Raw genomic sequence first — 22,326 nt, forward strand, 5'->3', positions numbered from 1 at the left:
CCTATGCGCGGGAGACCTGCCTTAACATCACGAAGCGCATCGAACGATGCCGGCAGCCGGCCATGCGCGTCGCAGCCCTGCCAAGCGGCGCGCGGCACGGCAAGGGAGCGGGACCCTGGCGAGCTGGAACGATGCCGGATGCGAATCGCAGCACGAGAGAACGGCAATCGGATCGGCTCGTCCGGGGTCCCTCAGATCGACCAAGAAGCGCGGAAGACCGGCCATGATGTGTGTCATGAGTACCGCAGTTATTTACGCTGCAAGTGCGCAGCCCGCAACGGCGGAATGCGCATCGGCGGCAGCCCTCAACGGACTGGCTCGACTCGCGGAGACATCATGAAGTTTCTTGTAGCCGACGACCATGAACTGATCCGGCAAGGCGTCAAAGGCATGCTGCGCGGCTTCGATCCCGACGCCCAGTTCGACGAAGCCGACAGCTGGGAAACCCTTGCGACCGCCGCGCGCCCCGATGCCAATCACGATCTGGCGATCGTCGATCTGCATATGCCGGGGATGAGCGGCGCGACGTCGCTCGAATCGCTGCTGAAGGCGAATCCGGCGCTGCCGGTCGTGGTGCTGTCCGCTGAAGAATCGCCCGACGAGATGCGCGCGGTGCTCGCGGCCGGCGCGCTCGGCTTCGTGCCGAAGCGCCAGCCCGCCAGCGTGATGCTGAAGGCAATCGAACTGGTGCTGTCTGGCGGCGCTTATGTGCCGATGGAAGCGCTGAGTCTGCTCGGCACGCGCGAGACGCAGGCGGCCGGCTGCGCCGGCGCAGAAGCGGATGCATCGGCAGCAGCGCCGCCCCCGAGCGCCGCCGCGCAGACCGAACCTCTCAGGCAGATGCCGTCGCTGCAGCCGCATCAGCAGCATTTGCTGGAGAATCTGTCACCACGTCAGCAGGACATCATGCGGCTCGTGCATCGCGGCTGGACCAACAAGATGATCGCGCGCGATCTCGGCGTCGCCGAGGGTACCGTGAAGGTGCATCTGTCGGTGATCTTCCGCGCGCTCGGCGTGCATAACCGCTCGACGGCGATCGCGGTAATCAATGGATGGCTGGAGGCGGGGAAAACGCTGTAGCGCTGCGCCGCAGCGCCAACCGTCGCTGATTCCCGTTGCTAAGGCTGCGTTTCGCTTTGCGCCCCGGAGCCCGCTTCCGTTTGCGGCGAGCCGCCCCCCGCGGGCGACTGCGCTGAACCGACCTGTGCCGCCCCGTCTCCCAAAATTACTGGGCCCGCCAGCCGCCCCTTGTCGAGTTCCGTCTGCTGCCACAGCATTTCCAGCGTGCGCCGCAACCGCGCCGGCGTCACCGGCTTGTGCAGCACTGGAATTCCCTGCAACGCGAGCGCCGCCAGCTCCGCCGACGCCATATCGCCGGTGATCAGCAGCGTGACCACATTGCCGTGCCCCTCGCGCGCGAGCGCGCCGCGCATCGCGCTCAGCGCCTGCGCGCCGGTGCGACGATTGGCGAGCTGGTAGTCGCACAGCACCGCGTCGGGCACGAAGCCGTCCGCGAGCGCGGCGAGCGCACCGGCTTCGTCGCGCGCGCCGCGCACCTCGCAGCCCCAGCGCTCGAGCAGGCTCGCGAGGCCTTCGAGTATCGATGGCTCGTCGTCGATGCACAGCACGCGCCGCCCCAGCGAAGCCGGGCCGCCCGCAACCGAATCGTTCAGACTCGCGACAATGCCGCTCGCGTCGCCCGCCTGCACCGCAAAGCGAAACACCGAGCCGCGCCCCGGCGCCGAGCGCAGCTGCAACTCGCCGCCGAGCAGGCCGACCAGCCGCCTGACGGTCGGCAATCCGAGCCCATGCCCCTGACGCGCGTCGCGCTGCGGATTCTCGACCTGGTAAAACTCCTCGAAAATGCGCTGATGCTCCTCCGGCGCAATGCCGACGCCCGAATCGCGCACCTCGATATAGCCGCCCTTTTGTCGCCCCGCGCGCCGGAAGCCGAGCCAGATCGCGCCTTGCTCGGTATAACGCACCGCGTTCGACAGCAGATTGCTGAGCACGCGCTCGAGCAGCACGGGATCGTCATAGACGACCATCGAAGTCGGCGCGATGCGCAGCGCGAGCCCCTTCGCCGCGGCCTGCGGACGATACTGGCTGCCGACCCGCTCGAACAGCTCGGCGAGCCGGAAGTGCAACCGAATCACCTGGGTCACCCCGCTTTCTAGCCGCGCGAGATCGAGCACCTGGTTGAACAGCTGATTGAGCGCCTCGACGTTATAGACGATGTGCCCGGCCGTCTTCGCGTGCTGCGCGGGCGTCGCCGCCGGGTCGTTCAGCGACGCCGCGAGCAGGCCGATCGCATGCAGCGGCTGGCGCAGATCGTGGCTCGCCGCCGCGAAAAAGCGCGTCTTCGCGAGGCTCGCTTCCTCGGCGACGCGCTTTTGCGCGGCCAGCGATTCCGCGAGGTACTGCTGATCGACACGCGCCTGCACGACCTGGCGAAACAGCTTGCGATAGCTCATCGCGTAGACGTTGATCGCGCAGAAGAAAAACGCGAGCACGATCGCGAGAATCGTGCGATCGAACGTATGGGAGCCGAAATGCAGCACGATCGACGGCAGCAGCAGAAACGGAATCGACGTCGAAAAATTGAGGAGATCGAACCCATTCGACATGAACACGCCGGCCGCGAGCGTCACCAGCAGCACGGTATGCAATAGCGGCAGATCGGTTTGCGGACTCTGGAACGCGAACCACACAGCGAAGCCCGGTCCGCTGTAAAGAAGCACGCCACGCAGCGCGTGCAGATAGATCCAGTCGCGCGGCGACGCCAGCTGCGGGTAGCGGCGATTGCAGATCCACAGCGCAAGGCCCGCGCAATTGGCGAGCGCATAAAAAACGAAGCACGCGATAAACAACGGCGGCGCCGGCACATGCGGCCAGTAGATGGCTACCAGCACCGCGATCGAAAACCAGTGGGAAAAGAACGCGATCGGGTCCTGCGCGTAGAGCACGCGCACGAGGTCTTCGTCGATGGCACGCTGGATCGGGTCGGCCCGCATGGGGCACTCTCCTCTGTCGATCGGCGTTAGCGCTTTAGCGCCTGATCCGATCCCACGCAGTTTGATCGCGGGGGCATCGCAACTTCGTTGAGACGAAGCACTGGCCAGGCGGCGGTGCTCCGCGAAAGCCGCGGGTCGAACCGGGCGACCAAACGCGCCGCCCGCGCGGTTTATTCTACGGCGAATGCGCACGCTTCAGACGAATCGTCAGCAATCCGTCAGAAGGTTTACCCGGGAGTTTACCCATCAGCTAACACTTCTTCCATATAGGCGAAGGCCTTGCCGCGAACCATACTGCATTCACGTTTCAGCGCGGCATCACAGGCAACTTCCCCCGCTTCGCGGCCCACGCGTCGCGGCTCACCGCGCTCCCTGCCAACCGTGACGGAGGTTTCCATGGGCGCAGTCCCGAGCTACGAGTTCGCCCGCCAACTCGACGACGCGATCCTGCCCGACCTGTGGCGCAGACGCACCCGGCTCTCCGCGGACGAAATGGTGTCGATGGTCGAACTGGTCAAGCGCGCGTTGCGGACCTATCACCCGCTCGAATTGCAGGCGCTCGGCGAGGACAAGGAAGAACTGGTCGCGCAGTTCATCTACGCGAAGGTGTTGCGCCTCGCGCCCGGCCACACCGAAACGAACGCCTGCGCCGACAGCGCGCCGTCCAACAGCTACGCAGTGTGCGCGTATTTCCGCCGCTATCTGATCGACTGCCTGCGCAGCGCGTGCCATCAGCGCAACGTGTCGATGGAGACCGAGGGCGTCGCGCAGGAAATCGATCTGCACGCGCACGCGCTCGAAGACCCGGTGGAAAGCGTGCTGCTGCAATACGGCCTCGACGAACAGCAGGTGCGGCGCGCGGCGCGCGAGTTCATCGAAGGGCTCGACGAACCGGAGCGGATCGTGCTGGCCGGCAGCCTCGGCTGGTGCTCGGAAGGCAAAGGCGGGCTTTCGGCGGTGGCGGCGCAGCATCGAGTGCCCTCTTATCACTATCGCGCCGTCAAACTCGGCGTCACGATGAAAAAGACGGCCGCCGCCGCGGAATTTTCCAACACCAAGATCGGCCGCTGGCTCACCGACGCGCTCGGCATCGAGATCGACGTCGACAATCGCGCGGCGATTCTGGTTGCGCTGAATCTGCTCGCGGCGGAATCGAGCGATAGCGAATTCAATGAAGTGGCCGCGTAATAGTTCGGAGAACCAACAGGCCACATAAGAAGCGGAGTAAGAGCGCATGCCCGTACGGCCGGGTACACCCGGCAATGGCCGGCCGGTCATGCCGCCCTGAACGTCGCACGCTACGACTTCGGCGCGCCTCTTCATGGCGCGCATTTTTTGCATTCGCTTTTTTTGCAGCGATATTCCGCCTACGATAAAAAAGCTGCCGCAGCACGCCGTCTTTGTTCCGAAGCCGCGCTTCCTTTCCCCGCATCCGATTCCAGACGAGGTGGTCCTGATGAACCGCTTATCGAGCGCGCCGACGGCGCTGCAACGGCATTACGAGGTGGTGGTGATTGGCTCGGGCTACGGCGGCGCGATCGCCGCGAGCCGCATGGCGCGCGCGGGCCGTCGCGTATGCGTGCTCGAGCGCGGCCGCGAATTCATGGCCGGCGAGTATCCGCGCACGCCCGTACAGGGCGTCGAGAATATCCAGTACAACACGGCCGAGGCGCAGATCGGTTCGCCGCTCGCGTTGCTCGAAGTGCACGTGAACGAGGACGTCAACGCGGTGGTGGGCTGCGGGCTCGGCGGCACGTCGCTGATCAATGCGAACGTCGCGCTCGAGGCCGATACGCGCCTGTGGGACGACCCGCGCTGGCCCGCCGCGCTGCGCGCCGACAAAGCCGGACGCGACGACGGCTATGCGCTCGCCCGGACAATGCTGTCGCCGTCGCCGGTCCCCGACGACTTCCCGGCGCTGCCGAAGCTGCAGGCGCTCGAAAAATCGGCGCAGGCGCTCGGCATGGCAGACCGCTTCAGCCGTCCGCCGATCACGGTCACGTTCGAGAACGGCCCGAACGCGGCGGGCGTCGAGCAGCAGCGCTGCGTCGGTTGCGGCGATTGCAACTCCGGTTGCAACTACGACGCGAAGAACTCGACCCACATGAACTATCTGCCCGACGCGGTCGCCCACGGCGCGCAGATTTTCACCGGCACGGCCGTGCATTCGGTGCTGCGCGATCCCGACACCCAGAAATGGAAGGTCAACTTCCAGCTCGTGAAGCTCGGCCGCGAAAGCTACGACGCGCCCGATCTGTTCGTGCTGGCCGATATCGTCATCGTCGCGGCGGGCACGATCGGCTCGACCGCGCTGCTGCTGCGCTCGCGCGCCGCCGGCTTGAGCACGTCGGAGATGCTCGGCCAGCACTTCACCGGCAACGGCGACGTGCTCGCCTTCGCATACAACACGAAGGACCCGATCAACGGCGTCGGCTGGGGCGAGCACAAGCCAGGGCAGATTCCTCCGGTCGGGCCGACCATCACCGGCCTGATCGACAATCGCGCCGCCGAGAAAAACGTCAGGGATGGCTATGTGATCGAGGAAGGCTCGCTGGCCGGGCCGGTCGGCGAAGCGCTCGTCGGCATGCTCGGCGCGGTCGCGCCGCTCGAAGGCGTGGATGCGGCCGGCGCCCCGTCGCTGCTCGAACGCGCGGCCTACGACGCGCGCGCGATCGAGAGCCTGATCCGCGGCCCGTACCACGGTGCGCTCAATCACACGCAAAGCTACCTCGTGATGGCGCACGATGACGAAAGCGGCCGCATCAAGATCGGTGACAAAGGCCGTGCGCGCATCGAATGGAAAAACGCCGGACGCCAGCCGATCTTGCAGACCGTCGAGGACGTGCTGATCGAGGCCAGCAAGCCACTCGGCGGCAAATATCTGCGCAACCCGATTTCGACGAAGATCGCCGGCCGGCGCACCGTGACCGTGCATCCGCTCGGCGGCTGCGGCATGGCGGAGGACGCCGCGCATGGCGTGGTCGATCATCTGGGCCGCGTGTTCAGCGCCACGGACGGCGCCGCGGTGCACGACGATCTGTACGTGATGGATGGCGCGGTGATGCCGATGTCGCTCGGCGTCAATCCGCTCCTGACCATCTCCGCGCTCGCCGAACGCAACTGCGCGCTGCTGGCCAAAGCGCACGACTGGTCGATCGATTACGCGTCGAAGGGCCCCGCCGCCGCGCCGCCCGCGCAGAAGATCGGCCTGCGCTTCACCGAGACGATGGTCGGCACCTACACGCCCGAGGTGGCGGGCGAAGCTGCAAAGAGCCCGATCGAATTCACGCTGACGGTCGAGTCCGACGATCTCGCCGACATGCTGAGCAACCCGAATCACCTCGCGCGCACCGCCGGCACGCTGACCTGCGGCGCCCTCTCCGCACAACCGCTGACGATCAGCGACGGCACGTTCAACCTGTTCGTCGTCGATGAGTCCGACGTCGACGAGCGCAACATGAACTACCGGATGACGCTCGACGCGGCCGAAGGCAACACCTGGTATCTGACCGGCAGGAAGATCATCACGCGCACGTCGCCGATCAACCTGTGGGAGCAAACCAACACGCTGTATGCGGAGATACGCGCGTCGAATCAGGACGATGCGCCCGTCGTGGGCACCGCCACGCTCGTCATCACGCCGGAAAACTTCCTCAAGCAGCAGCGCACGCTCGAAGTCACGCACGCGCCCGACCTGAAGACGCGCCTCGAATGGACGCTGAAGTTCGGCAAATTCTTCGCGGGCGTGCTGTTCACCGAATACGGCGGCGTCGCCGCGCCGCTGCAGTTCTACGATCCCTACACGCCGCCGCGCGCCAAGCGCACGCTGCGCGCGCCGGCGCCGCAGATCACCTACTTCGATACACCGGACCGCACTCGGCTCAAGCTCACGCGCTACTTCGATCCCACCGGGGACAAAGAGTCGAAGCCGATCCTGCTGATCCACGGCTCGGGCGTCTCGAGCCGCATTTTCTCGACCGATCTGATATCGACCAACCTCGTCGAATATCTATACGCGTCGGGCTACGACGTATGGCTCGTCGATCTGCGCGTCAGCATCGAACTGCCGAGCGTGCTCGTGCCGGCCAACGTCGACATGGTCGCGCGCGAGGACATTCCCGCCGCGGTCGCGACGATTCGCGAGGTGACCGGCGCGCCGAACATCCAGGTACTCGGCCACTGCCTGGGCGGCCTCGCGCTCAGCATGTCGCTGCTATACGGACTCGAGGGCGTGCGCTCGGCGGTGATTTCGCAGGTGTCCGCACATCCGGTGCCGGGCACGCTGCAACGGATCAAGGCCGGCTTGCATATTCCCGACCTGATGCAGCATCTGCGCATCCGCGACCTCACTGCCTATACGCAGGAAGATTCGTGGCCCGAGAACCTGTTCGACGAAGCGCTGCGTCTCTATCCGGTCGATCACGACGAGGGCTGCGGCAATGCGATCTGTCATCGCGCGACGTTCCTGTATGGCCTGCTCTATGAGCACGACAAGCTTAACGAGACGCTGCATGCGAACCTGCAGGAACTGTTCGGCATTCACGACATGGGTGTGTTCCAGCATCTGGCCACGATGGTCCGCGCGGGCCATGTCGTCGATGCGCGCGGCGACGACGTGTATCTGAGCGGTGCAAACGGCATGAAAGGACTCGAGGGCATGCGTCTGCCGATCGGCTTCATTCACGGCGAGAAGAACGAAACCTATCTGCCGGTCAGCACCGAACGCACTTACGACCTGCTGCGCGAGCGCTTCCCCGAGCAGCCGTACGAGCGGCATCTGGTTCCGGGCTATGGACATATCGACTGCATCTTCGGCAAGAACGCGGCGGTCGATGTTTATCCGCTGATCGTCAACTATCTGAACGCGCACTGACGGCGCCGCATCGCCGATGCACCGTGCGAAGTCGATCGCCTACTCGGACAGCGCAAGCGGCGTCTATATTCAGCGCGATGTTCAAGCGGCTCGGCGTCGCCGGCCGCACAGGAAACGGTTCGTGCAACCGGGCTCGATCCGGTCGCCGCGCACTGAGCGATCAGGCGGCGCACGCGCCGCCTCCATCAGTATCAGAACAGCTTGCCCGGATTCAGGATGCCGTGCGGATCGAGCGCATGCTTGATCGCGACCATCGCGGCAAGCTCGGCCGGCGAGCGCGAAATCGGCAGGAACTCGCGCTTCAGTGACCCGATGCCATGCTCGGCCGACACCGACCCGCGCAGCGGCCCCAGCATCTCGTAGACAAACGCATAGACCGAGTGATGATCGACGCCCGGAATCGAATGGCCATCAACGGTCAGATGCAGATTCGAATCACCGATATGCCCGAAGAAATACGCTTCGTTGCCGGGCCAGCGCTGATCGAGCGCCGCGCGGCAACGGTCGACGAACCTGCCGATCTCGCCGATCGGCAGACTCACGTCGAAGTTGATCGGGTCGAGCTTGAGCGGAAACTCCGCGGTGCACTCGCGGATCGCCCATAGCGCGCGCGCATCGGCAACCGACTGCGCGATCACCGCGTCGCGCAGCGCGCTCGCCTGTAGCGCATCGCTTAGCGCTTGCGCGAAGCGTTCGCCAGCGTCGTCGGCATCGAAGCCCGCGTGCTCGATCAACGCATAGAGCGGATACGCGACGTCGAACGGCGAGCGCGCGCCGGTCAGCTTCACGCCGAAATCGTAGAAGTCCGGCCACATGAGCTCGAACGCGCCGATGTCATTGCCGAAGCGCGTCGCGAGACGGCGCAGCAGGCTCACCGCGGCATCGTAATCGTTCAGCGCGACGAGCGCCGTATGACGCGCCGCGCGTCGCGGATGCAGCCGCAACACCGCGCGCGTGATCACGCCGAGCGTGCCCTCCGAACCGATGAACCAGTGCTTCAGGTCATAGCCGGTGTTGTTCTTGACCATCTTGCCGAGCGAACTGAGCACGTCGCCATTCGCGAGCACCACTTCGAGACCGAGCACCTGATCGCGCGCGGTGCCGGACTGGATCACGCGATTGCCGCCCGCGTTGGTCGCCAGATTGCCGCCGATCTGGCATGAGCCGCGCGCGCCGAGATCGAGCGCGAGTTCGAAGCCTGCTTGCTCGGCGGCTTCCTGCGCGGCCTGCAACGTGGTGCCGGCACGCACGGTCAGTGTGGCCGACGCCGCGTCGAGTTCTTCGACGCCGCTCAAGCGTTCCAGCGACAACGCGATATCGTTGGCGCGCGCGATCGCGCCGCCCGCCAGTCCGGTCATGCCGCCTTGTGGCACCACTGGCTGATGCGCGGCGTGGCAGATCGCCAGTGCGCGCGACACCTCGTCGGTCGTGTGCGGCAGCAGCAGCGCCGCCGGACGGGTCGGCTCGTGGCGCGTCCAGTCGGTCATTGCGTGTTCGCCGATCTGTTCGCCGACGCGCACCGCGTCGGCGCCGAGCGCGGCGCGCAACGCCTCGAGTGTCGTCGCGAGCGGCGCGGTCGCGCTTGCGATCTGGGTTCTCTTGTCTTCGGTGATGCTCTGCTCTGTCATGCAGGAGTTCCTTACCGTGCCGTAGCGGCGAGTTTCTTACGATAGCCCATCGAATCGTTGATGCGGCCGAGGATATAGTCCCCCGCGGCGACCGGCTGATATTTGCTTTGCGCGTCGCTCGCGCCCAGCTCACGGGGATCGACGAGCGCGCCATAGGTCGGATCGTAGAACGTCGCGATCGAATAGCGCTCGCGCCCCGATGCATTGATCACACGATGCAGCGTCGAGCGAAAGCGGTCGTTGGTCCAGCGTGCGAGCAGGTCGCCGACGTTTACGACGAAGCTGCCTTCGACGGGCGGCGCCTCGACCCAAGTATCGTTGGCTATTTCGCGCACCTGCAGGCCGCCGACCTGATCCTGCCACAGCAAGGTGATGCAGCCGTAGTCGGTATGCGGCGCGACGCCAAACTGATCTTCATCCGATTGCGGCGGCTGCGGCGGGTAGTAGACCATTTGTGTGCGCTGCATGCGCTTCGTGTAGCGCGGCACGAAGAAATTTTCTTCGACGCCGAGGCTCACCGCGACCGCGCGCAACAGATCGGCGCCGCACGCGCCGACCGCCTCGTAATAGTCATACAACACCGGTCGCAACCCGGGCATGAACTCCGGCCAGTTGTTCGGCCCGCGCAGTGCTTGCCCCGCCAGCACGTCGGGATCGTCTTCCGGCAGTTCGAGGCCGATGCTGAAGAACTCCTTGTAGTCGGGACGCTTGGCCTGGTACATGGTCGCGTCGCCCAGCGCATTGAAACCGCGATGCCGATGATTGACGGCCGCGCGTCGTTTGGTGTCGACCGGAAACGCGAAGAAGGTGCGCGCGGCTTGCGCGGCGGCATCGATCGTCGCCTGCGGTACGCCGTGATTGACGATGTAGAAAAAACCGATCGTCGTACACGCTTCATGAATTTCTTGCGCGACGCGTCGGAGCGCCTGCTGATCGCCCGCGCGCACGCCGGCGACATCGATGATCGGAATGCGAGTCGCGGGCATCGCGCTGCTCCTTCGAGGATCGGTATTGCAGTGGTATATACCGCCAAAAGCACTGCTGCAAGTTGCTTCGCGCACCTCCATATCAGGGCTTTTCTCTACTCGCGCGAGCATTTATTTTTCGCCGGAAACGCAGTATATACTGCCCTGCAGGGCCCGCAATCGGCGTCGGCGCGGCGGGTCCACAACGAAGACTTCGACACGCCGGCCACCCAACACCAATTCGCCCCCGGAGAACCTCATGCGTATCCTTGCAGGCTGGAAATGTGGTCTGGTCATGCTGGCGCTGTGCGCGGCGAGCGTCGCAGCGCACGCCGAAGACCAGCTCGCCAAAGTGAAGAAAGCCGGCGAACTGGTGGTCGGCACCGAAATGCAGTTCGCACCGTTCGACTTCCTCGAGAACGGTCAGCAGGCCGGCTTCAACAAAGACCTGTTCGCGGAGATCGGCAAGGAAATCGGCGTCAAGGTGCGCTTCATCGATCTGCCGTGGCCGAGCGTGCTGCCCGGTCTCGAAGCGGGCAAGTTCGATATGGTCGGCGGCCCGTTGACGGTCACGAAGGCGCGCATGGAACGCTACACGTACACGCTGCCCGTCGCCGATGCGACCGACGCGCTGCTCAAGCGCGCGAACGATGCGTCGATCAAGCAATCGGCGGATAGCGCGGGCAAAACGATCGGCGCGGGCAAGGGCTCCGCGCAGCTCGATCAGCTGAAGAGCTACGCGGCCACGCTGCCGAAGCCGCCGGAAATCCGCGAGTACGTCGACAACAATCAGGCTTACGCGGACCTCGCGGCAGGCCGCATCGCCGCGGTGGCGAACTCGATGACCAACATCGCGTATGTCGCCAAGCAGCGCCCTGAGATGTTCGCGGTCGTGCAGCCGCCGTTCGGCGCGAAGGTGTACTTCGCATACGCATTGCGTAAGGACGCCGACAGCAAGCCGCTCGCCGACGCGTTCAATGCCGCGCTCGTGAAGATGCAGAAGGATGGCCGCCTCGCCGCGTTGCAGAAGAAGTGGTTCGGTGTCGCGATGGAGATGCCTTCCACGATGCCCACGCCGAACTACTGAGCGTCCTTTGCGGGAGCGACACGCGTCGCCCTTCCCGTTCCACAGGCCGCGACCTATGTTCAACACGACCGTCTTCGTTCAGGGCCTGCCGCTGCTGCTGCATGCGGCGCTCGCCACCGTCGGCATTTCGCTGACGGGGCTCGTGATCGGCTTCTTCGTCGGCATCGGCGTATGCACCGCGCGGCTGTCGCAGCATCGCGCCGCGCGGCTCGCGGGCGGCGCCTACGTGTTCTTCTTTCGTGGCGTGCCGATGCTCGTGCAGCTGCTGCTCGTCTACTACCTGTTGCCGTTCGCCGGTATCAACGTGTCGCCGATCGTCGCCGCGATCAGCGCGGTGTCGTTGTGCTCGGCCTCGTATATCGCCGAGATTCTGCGCGGCGGGTTTCTAAGCATCCCGCCCGGACATCTCGAAGCCGCGCGCATGCTCGGGCTCTCCCCGCTCGATACGCTGCGGCGCATTCTGGTGCCGCAAGCATTCCGTTTGACGCTGCCGTCGCTCGTCAACGAAATGGTGCTGCTGATCAAGGCTTCTTCGCTGATCTCGGTGGTCGGCGTCGCCGAGTTGACGCGCACCGCGCAGAACATCGCCGCGAGCACTTACCGGCCGCTCGAAGCGTATGTCGCGGCAGGGCTGATCTACTTCGTGATCTGCGGTTCGCTCGCGCTCGTCGCGCATGCGGCCGAGCACCGTTTGCAGCACGCCTGAATCGACTCACGTTTAAGCCAACCTCGCCATGCAAACGTTCGATCCGACCGTCATCACGCACAACCTGCAGCCTATCGCCGCCGGTCTCGCGACGACGCTCGGCAGCTGGGCCGCGGGCGTCGCCATCGGTCTCGTGATCGGCTTCCTGATCGCGGTGCTGCAACTGTTCTGCGGACGCTGGCTGCGCGCCGCGCTGCGCGTCTATATCGAACTGTTGCGCGGCACGCCGTTTCTGGTGCAGCTGTTTCTGCTGTACTACGGCGGCCCGTCGATCGGGCTCACGCTCGAACCGATGACGGCCGGCATCGTCGGCCTGGGTCTCTACGGCAGTGCGTATTTCGCCGAGGCCTTCCGCTCCGGCTTCCAGTCGGTGCCCAAAGGTCATCTCGAAGCGGCGTCGTGTCTCGGGCTCACACGCTGGCAGGCGATCGTACGCATCCAGGCGCCGCAGATGCTGGTGCTGATCGTGCCCGCGCTGACCAATCTGATCATCGTGCTGAGCAAGGAAACGGCCGTGCTGTCGATCGTCACGGTGCCCGAACTGACCTTCGTGCTGACCGGTATCGGCTCGGCCACCTTCGCTTTCGTCGAAACGCTGCTGGTGCTGTGCGTGTGCTATCTCGCGCTGGTCGAGCTGACCTCGCGCGCGGGCATGTGGGCCGAAGCCCGCCTCGCACGCTTCATGGCATGATTCCGGGACCCCTATGAACGCCATCGCCGACATGCACTCCCCCGCGCAATCATCCGCGCCGTGCGCCAGCGCAACGGCGAACGCATCGAATGCCGCGCCGCTGATCGAAGTGCGCGATCTGCGCAAACGCTTCGGCGATGTCGAGGTGCTGCGCGGCATCGATCTCGAGATCGCGCGCTCGGAAGTGGTCTGCATCATCGGGCCGTCGGGCTCGGGCAAGAGCACGCTGCTGCGCTGCCTCGCCGCGCTCGAAACCTACGATCACGGCGACGTGCGCATCGAAGGCGAACTGCTCGGCTATACCGAGCGCAACGGCAAACGCGTGCGCGCGTCGCATGGTGAAATCAACCGCGTGCGCCGCAACGTCGGCATGGTGTTCCAGCAGTTCAACCTGTGGCCGCACATGACCGCGCTCGGCAACGTGATGGAAGCGCTTCTGCGCGTGCGGCGCCTGTCGAACGACGAAGCGCGCCGCCGCGCGAACGCGATGCTGGAGACAGTCGGCCTCGCGCACAAGGGCGATGCGTATCCGGCGAAGCTGTCGGGCGGTCAACAGCAGCGCGTCGCGATTGCACGCGCGCTCGCGATGGAGCCGCACATCATGCTGTTCGATGAACCGACTTCGGCGCTCGATCCGGAGCTCGTCGGCGAAGTGCTGCTGGTGATGAAGCAGCTCGCGCGCGACGGCATGACGATGGCCGTGGTCACGCACGAAATGGGCTTCGCCGCGCAGGTCGCCGACGAGGTCATGTTCATCGACCAAGGCCGCATTGCCGTGCAGGGCAAGCCGCGCGACGTGTTTCACGATGCCGCGCAGCCGCGTCTGCGGCAGTTTCTACAGAACTATTTCGACCGCAATGCGTTCTGGACGCGCGGCCCCGACGACACCCCGCCGCTATGAGCACCACCGCTCGCAACAAGCCTCACGGCAAATTCTCCGCCAGCGCGGCCCGCGCCGCGGCCAGAACCGCGCGCGGCAGTGATGAGGCGCCCGCCGCGCGCTATGAGCAGGTCAAGCAGCACATTCGCCAGATCATCGACTCGGGCGAACGCCAGGCGGGCGATCGTCTGCCCTCCGAACTTGATCTCGTCGGGACGCTCGGCGTATCGCGGATGACGGTCAACCGCGCGCTGCGCGAGCTCGCCGACGCGGGACTCGTCACCCGCGTATCGGGCGTCGGCACTTTCGTCGCACCGAACAAGCCGCAATCCACGCTATTGATGATCGCCCATATCGGCGACGAGATCCGCTCCCGCGGCCACGCATATCGTTGCGACATGGTGCTGTTGCAGCGCGAGACCGCATCGGTCACGGTGTCGAACGCATTGGGGCTGGCGCCGGGCGCTTCGGTGTTTCATGTGGTCTGCGTGCATCGCGAGAACGGCCTGCCGGTGCAGCTCGAAGATCGCTATGTGAATCCGGCCGTCGCGCCGGATTTTCTGCAGCACGATTTTTCGGCGCTGAAGCCGTCCGAGTATCTACTGACGGCCGTGCCGATGCACGATCTCGAACACGTCGTGGACGCGGCGCTGCCGACGCCCGCCGAAGCCGAGCTGCTCGAAATTCACGCCGAGGAACCTTGCTTGACGCTGACGCGCCGCACTTGGACGAGCGGCGTCGCGGTGACGTTCGCGCGTTTCGTGCATCCGGGTTCGCGCTACCGGCTCGGCTGCCGCTTTTCGCCGAATACGTCGCAGCGCCAGGGCTAAAGCGCGCTTCTTGAACCGCCTTACACGGTCCCCGCCAGGTGAAACCGCGACGCCGGATGCCATAGCCGCACCGAGGTCGCGACGTTTTCGCCGACCCACGTGCGCCGCCACAGCAGCAGACACGGCTCGCCGATATCCATCATCAGATGACGCCGCACATAGGCGTCGGGCTTTTGCGCATAGATGCGAAACTCGGCGCGCTGCACGGGCGCGAGCCGCACCATGTAGTGATTCGGCGTTTCGACCGAGAAATCCTGTTGCAGATATTCGGGGAACACGTTCGGATTGACGAAGCGGTCCTCGTACTGGATCGGCTCGCCCTCCTCGCTGTGCACGATGCACGAATGAAACGCGGGACCGCTCGCGAGACCGAGCGCTTCGAGCGCATCGGCGTCGTCGCTCGGTTCGAGCGTCAGCACGCGCGCCGAATGACGATGACCGCGCGCGGCGATTTCATCGGCGATATTGCGGATCTCCAGCACCGTCGATTCATATCGCTGCGGCGCGACGAAGGTGCCCGAGCCTTGCACGCGCGTGAGCACGCGCTCGGCGGTCAGCTCGCGCAGCGCGCGCGACACCGTCATGCGCGCGACGCCGAACTCCTTGACCAGCTCCGTTTCGGAAGGAATCAGTCCGCCCGGCTTCCATGCGCCTTCGCTAATGCGCTTGAGCACGTAGCGTTTGATCTGCTCGTAGGCGGGCATCGCCTTGACCGGCGTGTCACGGTTGCGATCGGCGCCGTCCTGGTTCTGCTCGGCCTGTGCGGCGGGCGCGATGCGCGCCTGTGTAGTTGTTTTCACTCCAAACCTCATCGGTGATTCGCCGGTGTTACATCAGGTACACCGTGGCCGGTTCTCCGGCGGCCGGGAGCCATCTTACCCGCTTCGACGGCGGCGAGACCACCTGGACGCGCTACCAGATAAACGGCACGAAACGGTAACGCACACGTTCCATGTACGCCGTGTAGCCGTCGAGTTGCTCGGCTAGCAGCCGCTCCTCGCGCACCGCGCGCCAGCCCATGCCGTACGCCATCACGGGCAGCGCCACGAGCCCCCACCACGAGCCGAGCATCAAGGGCGTGCCGACGAAGAACACCAGCGCGGCCGCGTACATCGGATGACGGACGTACGCGTAAGGCCCGGTGTCGGCGACCTTGTGCCCGCGGCTCGCCTGAACCTTGACCACCGGCGCGGCGTAGCTGTTCGCGCGAAACACGAAGCGGCACATGAAGATGCACAGGAACACGCATAGCGCGCCGAAGCCCATCAGCCACAACGGCAGCGGCCCGGACCAGCGAAACCGCATCGCGTCGAAGCCCATCAGGACCAGCCAGCCGCACCACGCGGCTCCAATCGCGACCATGAACACACGATCCCAACGGCTCTGCTGCGCCTGCACGAACGGCGCGAGCCGCTCCGCGAGCAGCGCGGGATCATGACGCGCGAGCCACAAGCCGACCCACAGGCTCAACACCACCAGCTCCAGCAGATACCACCACGCGGCCGTCCACGCGAGCGTGCCGGCCGCGCCGAACAGCAGCACGCCCATGAACGCCAGCCAGGCCAGCGATTGCAGGATCAGACGTGCGACCATCGCGACTCCCTCATGGGCTGGTGTTATGCGGACGCATCACGCGTGCGCACGCGCTCGAACACGTCGGCGATATCGATGTCCTCCAGGTTCAAGCCGAAGCGCTCGCGCAGGCAGTCGGCGAGTTCGGCGGCACTCGCGAGGCGCCGTTCGCTGACGATCTGCCCTTGCGCGTCGCGCTCGTTCAACTGATCGTTGAATAGCGCGAGGCGCAGTTCGGGTAGCACGCGGCACGCCAGCAGGTTATTCACGAACTTCGAATCGGGCGACGTCGACGTGTACCAGTTCGAGATTTCATAGTCGACCCACTCCACTGCGCGCAGATCGACGTGATAGACGCGCGACCAGCTCTCGTCCGGCGCCAGCACCTCGAGATAGACGGTGTCGTGCCCCGCGTTGGCGAGACGGAACGTGCCGAGCGGAATCGGTTGTGCAAGGCCGGCGGTCAGGCGCAGCGGCGCGGTCAGCGTGACGCCGCCGAAGCCGACGTCGGCGATCCATTCGTCGCCGTCGATATCGACACGCAGCACCATGTGCGTACGCGGCGAGATCGTGCCGGGCTCGCGGCCCCAGATGACGCGCGCAAGCATCGGCGTGACCTTGAAGCCGAGTTGCATCAGCACGTTCGCGAACAGAATGTTCTGCTCGAAGCAGTAGCCACCGCGCTTTTGGGTCACGAGCTTGCGTTCGATCGCTTCGAGCTCGAGCCTGACCGGCTGGCGAGTCAGCGGGTTCAGGTTCTCGAACGGGATCGCGGCGGGATGGAGCAGGTGAATCGCCCGGAGCACTTCGAGCGTGGCGGCGCGCGGGCCCTGATAGCCGATGCGGGCGAAGTAGTTTTCCAGATTGACGGAGTGGGACATCGGCGGAATTCCAGTTGAGTAGCGGGTTCGACGCGATCATAGCGCTTTCGCGTTGAATCAATCGCGCGAGGCGAAGCGAAACGCGCCTACATGCCCTTCAACGCCGACGTCGCGATCGACGGCACCGTAATACCGTGGCTCGACGCGAACTGCACGGCCGAGCTCAGCGTCGACATCAGCGACTGCAACTGCCCCGGCGCCGACTGCGCGATATACGAAGCGCTTTGCGCGGTCTGCGGATTGAGGCCCGATTGCAGCAGCGACGACGGACTCATCTGACCAAGGCTGCCAAGCCCCGACTGCAAGCTCGAATACTGGCTCACTCCCTTGCCGAGCGACGACAGCCCCTGGGTGAACGCTTCCTTGTTGACCGGCGTCGCCGACGCGCCGCCACTTGCATGATTTGCGAACGCATCGGTGAGCTTCTGCGACAGCGACTGCTGTGTGCTGCCGACCTGCGTCAACTGACTGAGCGACGGCGTGCCACCGCTGAGCAGCCCCGCCGCCTGCTGCGCCTGGCCGGCCGCACTCGTCATGCCCATCGCCGACGCGAGGCTCGACTGCCCGCTCAGCACCTGCTGGTTCGCGCCAACATAGCTCTGCAGCAGCTGCGACACGCCGCCCGACGACGCCCCGGCACCGGCCGAGCTGTCACCGCCCCCGCCGATACCGAACTGCTTCAGATTCAACTGCGCGTGCGCGGCGCCGCCCAACAACAGACCGCCACTCGCCAGCAACGAAACCAGAAGAATGCGCTTGCTCATTTCGACCTCCTCACTTTGACTTTCGGGGTTACTCGTGCACTTCGACACCTCACCCTGTCGCGCGTTCGGTCTGACCACATCAATACTGTTTCATTACGCTTGTGTTACTACAGCATTACACCTTCATGCGCTTTACGAGCAGTCCGTAAATCCCGGGTTTACATGCCAGTAATATTGATGCGAATCGTTCTCATTTGTGTTGACTCTCGCAAATGGCCTGCGTACGATCTCGCCATCAGCTGCTTCCGCATCGGACGAAACAACACCAATAAGGATTTCGATGAAGTTCGCCCAACTCAATGGACTGCGCGCCAACGCGCGTCCCTTTTGCGACGCTTCGGCACGTACCGGCGCAATTCATCGTACGCGTTTGCCTTCGATGCGGCGCGTCGCACTGTGCACGGCCTTCGCGTGGGCCTCGTTGAGCGGCCACGCGGCGCTGGCCGAAGCCAATCCCGATGCGAACCCGCAAGCGCCCGAAGCCGACCTGAACATTCAGGCGACGCAGACCAGCCAGTGGACCGGTTTCTGGAATCGTCAGCAGATGCTCGGCGACATGGGCGGCCTGCGTCCGTGGCTCGGCAAGTACGGCATGACCTTCACGCTGACCGAAACCAGCGAAGTGCTGGCCAATCTGCGCGGCGGTCTCGCGCGCGGCGCCGACTACGACGGCCTGACCACCGCCACCTTGCAGATGGATACGCAAAAGGCGTTCGGCCTGCCGGGCGGCCTCTTCAACGTCAGCGCGCTGCAGATTCACGGCTCGAACCTGAGCGCGAACAAGCTCGGCACGTTGAACACAGCGAGCGGCATCGAGGCCGACAACGCGACGCGTCTGTGGGAGCTCTGGTATCAGCAGTCGTTCCTCAACAAACGCGTCGACGTGAAGATCGGTCAGCAGAGTCTCGACCAGGAATTCATCACGAGCACGTATGCGGCGCTGTTCCTCAACACCATGTTCGGCTGGCCCGCGCTGCCCTCGTACGACCTGCCGTCGGGCGGTCCCGCCTATCCGCTCGCGGGTCTGGGTGTGCGCGTGCGCGGCCAGATCAGCCCTTCGTTGACCGCGCTGGCCGGTGTGTATTCGGGCGACCCGCTCGGCAACAACCCGAACAACATGAGCGGCACGAACTTCAACCTGCATAACGGCGCGTTGTGGATCGGCGAGCTGCAGTACGCGATCAACCAGCCGTCCGACGGCGAAATGGTCGGCACCGGCGGCGGCGGTCTGCCGGGCACCTACAAGCTCGGCGTCTGGTACAACACCAACAAATTCGCCGATCAGCGTTTCGACAACATGGGACTGTCGCTCGCCAATCCTGCGTCGACCGGCATCGCCGCGCATCACAGCGGCAACTACAGCTTCTATGCGGTCGCCGACCAGATGGCGTGGCGCCCCGACCCCGACGAACCGCGCAGTCTCGGCGTGTTCGCGCGCGTGATGGGCGCGCCGGGCGATCGCAATCTCGTGCAAGTCGCGGCCAATCTCGGCGTCGTGCTGAAGGCGCCGTTCAAGGGCCGTGACAACGACAGCGCCGGCCTCGCGCTGACCTACATCAAGGTCGGCAGTCACGTGAACGGACTCGACGAGGACTTCCTGGCATTCAACGGCAGCCCGTACGGCGTGCGCACCAGCGAAACCACGCTCGAGGCGACGTACCAGTACCAGATCAATCCGTGGTGGCAAGTGCAGGCCGACGCGCAATACACGTTCAACGCCGGTGCGGGCCAGAACCCGAACGACCCGACGCAGCCGCTGCGCAATACGTTCGTCGTCGGCGTGCGGACCAATATCAACTTCTGATGCCGCCCGCCGCGCGCTTTCATCCACACAAGCACATGCCACCGCACGCAACCGGACCAGCACTTTCCATGCTTTCGACCGTCACCGCCACTCCCGCTTTGTGCGCCCGCACGGAGGCCCAATCGTGAACCCAGTCACGCGCAAGTTTGCGCCGCGCGCCGCGCGCGCCCTACTCGCCGCGATGGCCGGCGCTGTCGCCCTCACGATGGCTGCGCCCGCGCAGGCCGAGCCGCAAGGCTTCCTTGAAACGATCAAGCATCACACGACGCTGATCAACACCGTCCCCGACAACGGCGACCAGAACCCGTACGCGATCGTGGTCGCGCCGGTCAGCACGGGCACCGTGATGCAAGGCGACGTGCTGGTCGGCAACTTCAACAACTCGACGAACCTGCAGGGCACCGGCAGCACGATCATCGACTATCACCCGGACACCAGACAGATGACGGTGTTCGCGACCGTGCCGCGCGATCTGAAGGAATGTCCGGGCGGCATCGGCCTCTCGACCGCGATGACGATGCTGAAGTCAGGCTGGGTGATCGTCGGCAGCACGCCGAGCAACGACGGTACGACCGGCACCAAAGGCGCCGGCTGCCTGATCGTGATCGACCCGCAAGGCAAGATCGCCTCGACGATCTCGACGCCGAACATCAACGACCCATGGGGCAACATGGCGGTCGTCGATCACGGCGCGAGCGCGACGCTGTTCGTCAGCAACGCGGGCTTCGGCGTCGGCGGCGCGCAAGGCAATCCGCCCGTGTTCAAGCAGGCCACCGTGCTGCGCATCGACCTCGACGTACCGCAAGGCAAGCCGCCCGTCGTGAAGAAGGAAACCGTGATCGGCAGCGGCTTCGGCGCGCAGGCCGACAAGGGCGTGTTCCTCGTCGGGCCGACCGGGCTCGCGCTGTCGGCCGATCAGAAACTGCTGTACGTGTCCGACGCAATCGGCAACCGCATCACCGAGATCGACGATCCGCTCACGCGCGACACCAGCGCGGGCGTCGGCCGCCAGCTGAGCGCCGACGGCCTGCTGCATCGTCCGCTCGCGATGGCCACCGCGCCCAACGGCCACCTGCTCGTGACCAACGCGCTGAACGGCCAGGTCGTCGAAATCGACCCGGCGACCGGCAAGCAGCTATACGCACGCTGGATCGATACCGACAAGGCGCAATCGCCCCCCGGCAACGGCGACCTGTTCGGTATCGCGATGACGCCCGAAGGCGACGGTTTCTACTACGTCGAAGACGACGTGAACACGCTGGTGCTCGCGAAGTAAGCGGCACCCACGCAGGCTGCAGGAAGGTGAAGTGACCATGACAAACGATCAACCCCCACGGCCGTCACGACGCGGCTTTCTCAAAGCGGGTGGCGCGGCGGTCGCCGCCGGTGCATCGCTGGGCGCCGGCCTCGCGAGCTCGCCGAACGCGCTCGCGACGGCGCCCGCGCATAGCGCGCGGAACGCCGATCCGCAGCTCGCGGTCGAGCCGTTCTACGGTCCGCATCAAGGCGGCATCGTCACGCCGCAGCAGAGCCACACCTACGTCGCCGCGCTCGATCTGAGCACCGACAAGCGCGACGACGTGATCGCACTGCTATGCACATGGACCGAAGCAGCCGCGCGCCTGACGCAAGGCGGCACGGCCTTCGCGATGCCCGCCGGCGACGACCAGCCCGCCCCCGATTCCGGCGACGTGCTCGGCCTCGGCCCGAACGGTCTGACCATCACGTTCGGCTTCGGCCCCGGCCTCTTCACGAAGGACGGCAAGGACCGCTATGGGCTCGCGTCGCGCCGCCCCGCCGCGCTCGTCGATCTGCCGCGCTTCAACGGCGATCAGTTGATCAAGGAGAAGACCGGCGGCGACCTGTTCATCCAGGCATGCGCGAACGACGCGCAGGTCGCGTTTCACGCGGTGCGCCAATTGTCGCGCCGGGCCTACGGCGTCGCAGCGATGCGCTGGGGCCAGGCCGGTTTCCTGTCCGGTCCGCGCGGCCAGACGCCGCGCAATCTGATGGGCTTCAAGGACGGCACCAACAATCCGTCGACCGCGAAACCCGAGCTGATGAACCAGTTCGTGTGGGCCCGCGCCACCAACGACGCGCCGTGGATGGAAGGCGGCACCTACACGGTCGTGCGCCGCATCCGCATCACGCTCGAACACTGGGACAACACCGAGCTCGGCTTCCAGGAACAGGTGTTCGGCCGCCACAAGTACAGCGGCGCGCCGATCGGCAGCAAGAACGAGTTCGACGCGGTGGACCTGAAAGCCGAGGACAAGGACGGCGATCCGGTGATCCCGGAGAACTCGCACGTGCGTCTGTCGAATCAGGCGAGCAACAACGGCGCGCAGATTCTGCGGCGCTCGTATTCGTACAACGAAGGCACGAACTTCTATATCGAGCGCTGGCCGCCGTGGCGTCAGGAAACCGAGTACGACGCGGGGCTGATTTTCATTGCGCATCAGAGCGACCCGCGCACCGGCTTCATCCCGATCAACGACCGTCTCGCGAAGTTCGACATGATGAACCAGTTCACGACCCACGTGGGCAGCGCGATCTTCGTCGTGCCGCCCGGGGCGAAGCAGGGTTCGTATGTCGGCGCGGGGCTGTTCGAAGCGTGATGAAGCACATGAA

19 protein-coding genes are annotated in these 22,326 nt (G+C 65.2%); 11 read left to right on the plus strand and 8 right to left on the minus strand.

Features of this window, described 5'->3' with window-relative positions:
• The first annotated feature begins 336 nt into the window (after positions 1–336).
• Positions 337–1,080, plus strand: a complete 744-nt coding sequence (locus AB4Y34_RS26655) for a response regulator transcription factor (RefSeq protein ID WP_176123157.1) — start codon at positions 337–339, stop codon at positions 1,078–1,080.
• A gap of 38 nt (positions 1,081–1,118) precedes the next feature.
• On the opposite strand, the gene AB4Y34_RS26660 is transcribed toward AB4Y34_RS26655, so the two are convergent.
• Together AB4Y34_RS26660 and AB4Y34_RS26665 are read right to left on the minus strand one after the other, a co-directional pair.
• On the minus strand, positions 1,119–3,014 hold the full coding sequence (locus AB4Y34_RS26660) for a hybrid sensor histidine kinase/response regulator (RefSeq protein WP_176382785.1): 1,896 nt from the start codon (positions 3,012–3,014) through the stop codon (positions 1,119–1,121).
• 239 nt (positions 3,015–3,253) lie between these two features.
• Positions 3,254–3,412: a hypothetical protein gene (locus tag AB4Y34_RS26665; RefSeq protein WP_176105693.1), complete on the minus strand. Its 159-nt coding sequence runs from the start codon at positions 3,410–3,412 to the stop codon at positions 3,254–3,256.
• Here AB4Y34_RS26665 and AB4Y34_RS26670 point away from each other — a divergent pair.
• Together AB4Y34_RS26670 and AB4Y34_RS26675 are read left to right on the plus strand one after the other, a co-directional pair.
• The gene (locus AB4Y34_RS26670; protein ID WP_176382783.1) at positions 3,411–4,202 is read left to right on the plus strand and encodes a hypothetical protein; all 792 of its coding nucleotides are present in this window, start codon (positions 3,411–3,413) and stop codon (positions 4,200–4,202) included. The genes AB4Y34_RS26665 and AB4Y34_RS26670 overlap by 2 nt on opposite strands.
• A gap of 268 nt (positions 4,203–4,470) precedes the next feature.
• Positions 4,471–7,887, plus strand: a complete 3,417-nt coding sequence (locus AB4Y34_RS26675; RefSeq protein WP_368717708.1) for an alpha/beta fold hydrolase — start codon at positions 4,471–4,473, stop codon at positions 7,885–7,887.
• A 191-nt stretch (positions 7,888–8,078) separates the two neighbouring features.
• On the opposite strand, the gene AB4Y34_RS26680 is transcribed toward AB4Y34_RS26675, so the two are convergent.
• Both AB4Y34_RS26680 and AB4Y34_RS26685 read right to left on the minus strand, forming a co-directional pair.
• On the minus strand, positions 8,079–9,515 hold the full coding sequence (locus tag AB4Y34_RS26680) for an FAD-binding oxidoreductase (RefSeq protein WP_368717709.1): 1,437 nt from the start codon (positions 9,513–9,515) through the stop codon (positions 8,079–8,081).
• Positions 9,516–9,526: 11 nt separating this feature from the next.
• Entirely contained in the window at positions 9,527–10,501 is a 975-nt protein-coding gene (locus tag AB4Y34_RS26685) for an isopenicillin N synthase family dioxygenase (RefSeq protein ID WP_368717710.1), read from the minus strand.
• 238 nt (positions 10,502–10,739) lie between these two features.
• Here AB4Y34_RS26685 and AB4Y34_RS26690 point away from each other — a divergent pair, with 238 nt between their 5' ends.
• From AB4Y34_RS26690 to hutC (AB4Y34_RS26710), 5 genes are read left to right on the plus strand one after another with little or no spacing between them, the layout of a single operon-like run.
• A complete protein-coding gene (locus AB4Y34_RS26690; protein ID WP_368717711.1) occupies positions 10,740–11,567 on the plus strand; it encodes a transporter substrate-binding domain-containing protein in 828 nt (275 codons plus the stop codon).
• A 55-nt stretch (positions 11,568–11,622) separates the two neighbouring features.
• Complete coding sequence (locus AB4Y34_RS26695) at positions 11,623–12,273, plus strand: amino acid ABC transporter permease (RefSeq protein ID WP_176105687.1); 651 nt, start codon at positions 11,623–11,625, stop codon at positions 12,271–12,273.
• A gap of 28 nt (positions 12,274–12,301) precedes the next feature.
• Positions 12,302–12,964, plus strand: coding sequence for an amino acid ABC transporter permease (locus AB4Y34_RS26700; RefSeq protein WP_368585298.1), 663 nt, complete (start codon positions 12,302–12,304; stop codon positions 12,962–12,964).
• Between the two features lie 13 nt (positions 12,965–12,977).
• A complete protein-coding gene (locus AB4Y34_RS26705; RefSeq protein ID WP_368717712.1) occupies positions 12,978–13,865 on the plus strand; it encodes an amino acid ABC transporter ATP-binding protein in 888 nt (295 codons plus the stop codon).
• Positions 13,862–14,674 carry a histidine utilization repressor gene (hutC, locus tag AB4Y34_RS26710; RefSeq protein ID WP_176382770.1) on the plus strand — a complete coding sequence of 271 codons (813 nt, stop codon included), beginning with the start codon at positions 13,862–13,864 and terminating at the stop codon, positions 14,672–14,674. Before AB4Y34_RS26705 ends, hutC (AB4Y34_RS26710) begins: the two co-directional genes overlap by 4 nt.
• Before the next feature lie 20 nt (positions 14,675–14,694).
• Here hutC (AB4Y34_RS26710) and hutC (AB4Y34_RS26715) read toward each other — a convergent pair whose 3' ends face one another.
• The 4 genes from hutC (AB4Y34_RS26715) to AB4Y34_RS26730 form a co-directional block, all read right to left on the minus strand.
• Positions 14,695–15,474, minus strand: a complete 780-nt coding sequence (gene hutC, locus AB4Y34_RS26715) for a histidine utilization repressor (protein ID WP_176382768.1) — start codon at positions 15,472–15,474, stop codon at positions 14,695–14,697.
• A 112-nt stretch (positions 15,475–15,586) separates the two neighbouring features.
• Positions 15,587–16,267, minus strand: coding sequence for an isoprenylcysteine carboxylmethyltransferase family protein (locus AB4Y34_RS26720; protein ID WP_368717713.1), 681 nt, complete (start codon positions 16,265–16,267; stop codon positions 15,587–15,589).
• Positions 16,268–16,290: 23 nt separating this feature from the next.
• A complete protein-coding gene (locus AB4Y34_RS26725) occupies positions 16,291–17,127 on the minus strand; it encodes an arylamine N-acetyltransferase (protein WP_368717714.1) in 837 nt (278 codons plus the stop codon).
• Between the two features lie 86 nt (positions 17,128–17,213).
• Positions 17,214–17,891 (minus strand): hypothetical protein, encoded by a 678-nt coding sequence (locus AB4Y34_RS26730; RefSeq protein ID WP_368598633.1) that lies wholly within the window; start codon positions 17,889–17,891, stop codon positions 17,214–17,216.
• A 280-nt stretch (positions 17,892–18,171) separates the two neighbouring features.
• Here AB4Y34_RS26730 and AB4Y34_RS26735 point away from each other — a divergent pair, with 280 nt between their 5' ends.
• The 3 genes from AB4Y34_RS26735 (at position 18,172) to efeB (ending at position 22,313) form a co-directional block, all read left to right on the plus strand.
• On the plus strand, positions 18,172–19,695 hold the full coding sequence (locus tag AB4Y34_RS26735) for a carbohydrate porin (RefSeq protein WP_368717715.1): 1,524 nt from the start codon (positions 18,172–18,174) through the stop codon (positions 19,693–19,695).
• A 181-nt stretch (positions 19,696–19,876) separates the two neighbouring features.
• Positions 19,877–20,971, plus strand: coding sequence for a hypothetical protein (locus tag AB4Y34_RS26740; RefSeq protein WP_176382841.1), 1,095 nt, complete (start codon positions 19,877–19,879; stop codon positions 20,969–20,971).
• 37 nt (positions 20,972–21,008) lie between these two features.
• Positions 21,009–22,313: an iron uptake transporter deferrochelatase/peroxidase subunit gene (gene efeB / locus AB4Y34_RS26745; protein ID WP_368717716.1), complete on the plus strand. Its 1,305-nt coding sequence runs from the start codon at positions 21,009–21,011 to the stop codon at positions 22,311–22,313.
• Positions 22,314–22,326: the final 13 nt, after the last annotated feature.

It is taken from the genome of Paraburkholderia sp. BR10954 (assembly GCF_040965775.1).
GTDB classification, from domain to species: domain Bacteria; phylum Pseudomonadota; class Gammaproteobacteria; order Burkholderiales; family Burkholderiaceae; genus Paraburkholderia; species Paraburkholderia youngii.

What these genes read in the sequence shown, in the direction of transcription:
- AB4Y34_RS26655 (WP_176123157.1), top strand. Translation starts at nt 337, where the DNA reads ATGAAGTTTCTTGTAGCCGACGACCATGAACTGATCCGGCAAGGCGTC.
- AB4Y34_RS26660 (WP_176382785.1), bottom strand. Translation starts at nt 3,014, where the DNA reads ATGCGGGCCGACCCGATCCAGCGTGCCATCGACGAAGACCTCGTGCGC.
- AB4Y34_RS26670 (WP_176382783.1), top strand. Translation starts at nt 3,411, where the DNA reads ATGGGCGCAGTCCCGAGCTACGAGTTCGCCCGCCAACTCGACGACGCG.
- AB4Y34_RS26665 (WP_176105693.1), bottom strand. Translation starts at nt 3,412, where the DNA reads ATGGAAACCTCCGTCACGGTTGGCAGGGAGCGCGGTGAGCCGCGACGC.
- AB4Y34_RS26675 (WP_368717708.1), top strand. Translation starts at nt 4,471, where the DNA reads ATGAACCGCTTATCGAGCGCGCCGACGGCGCTGCAACGGCATTACGAG.
- AB4Y34_RS26680 (WP_368717709.1), bottom strand. Translation starts at nt 9,515, where the DNA reads ATGACAGAGCAGAGCATCACCGAAGACAAGAGAACCCAGATCGCAAGC.
- AB4Y34_RS26685 (WP_368717710.1), bottom strand. Translation starts at nt 10,501, where the DNA reads ATGCCCGCGACTCGCATTCCGATCATCGATGTCGCCGGCGTGCGCGCG.
- AB4Y34_RS26690 (WP_368717711.1), top strand. Translation starts at nt 10,740, where the DNA reads ATGCGTATCCTTGCAGGCTGGAAATGTGGTCTGGTCATGCTGGCGCTG.
- AB4Y34_RS26695 (WP_176105687.1), top strand. Translation starts at nt 11,623, where the DNA reads ATGTTCAACACGACCGTCTTCGTTCAGGGCCTGCCGCTGCTGCTGCAT.
- AB4Y34_RS26700 (WP_368585298.1), top strand. Translation starts at nt 12,302, where the DNA reads ATGCAAACGTTCGATCCGACCGTCATCACGCACAACCTGCAGCCTATC.
- AB4Y34_RS26705 (WP_368717712.1), top strand. Translation starts at nt 12,978, where the DNA reads ATGAACGCCATCGCCGACATGCACTCCCCCGCGCAATCATCCGCGCCG.
- hutC (WP_176382770.1), top strand. Translation starts at nt 13,862, where the DNA reads ATGAGCACCACCGCTCGCAACAAGCCTCACGGCAAATTCTCCGCCAGC.
- AB4Y34_RS26720 (WP_368717713.1), bottom strand. Translation starts at nt 16,267, where the DNA reads ATGGTCGCACGTCTGATCCTGCAATCGCTGGCCTGGCTGGCGTTCATG.
- AB4Y34_RS26725 (WP_368717714.1), bottom strand. Translation starts at nt 17,127, where the DNA reads ATGTCCCACTCCGTCAATCTGGAAAACTACTTCGCCCGCATCGGCTAT.
- AB4Y34_RS26730 (WP_368598633.1), bottom strand. Translation starts at nt 17,891, where the DNA reads ATGAGCAAGCGCATTCTTCTGGTTTCGTTGCTGGCGAGTGGCGGTCTG.
- AB4Y34_RS26735 (WP_368717715.1), top strand. Translation starts at nt 18,172, where the DNA reads ATGAAGTTCGCCCAACTCAATGGACTGCGCGCCAACGCGCGTCCCTTT.
- AB4Y34_RS26740 (WP_176382841.1), top strand. Translation starts at nt 19,877, where the DNA reads ATGGCCGGCGCTGTCGCCCTCACGATGGCTGCGCCCGCGCAGGCCGAG.
- efeB (WP_368717716.1), top strand. Translation starts at nt 21,009, where the DNA reads ATGACAAACGATCAACCCCCACGGCCGTCACGACGCGGCTTTCTCAAA.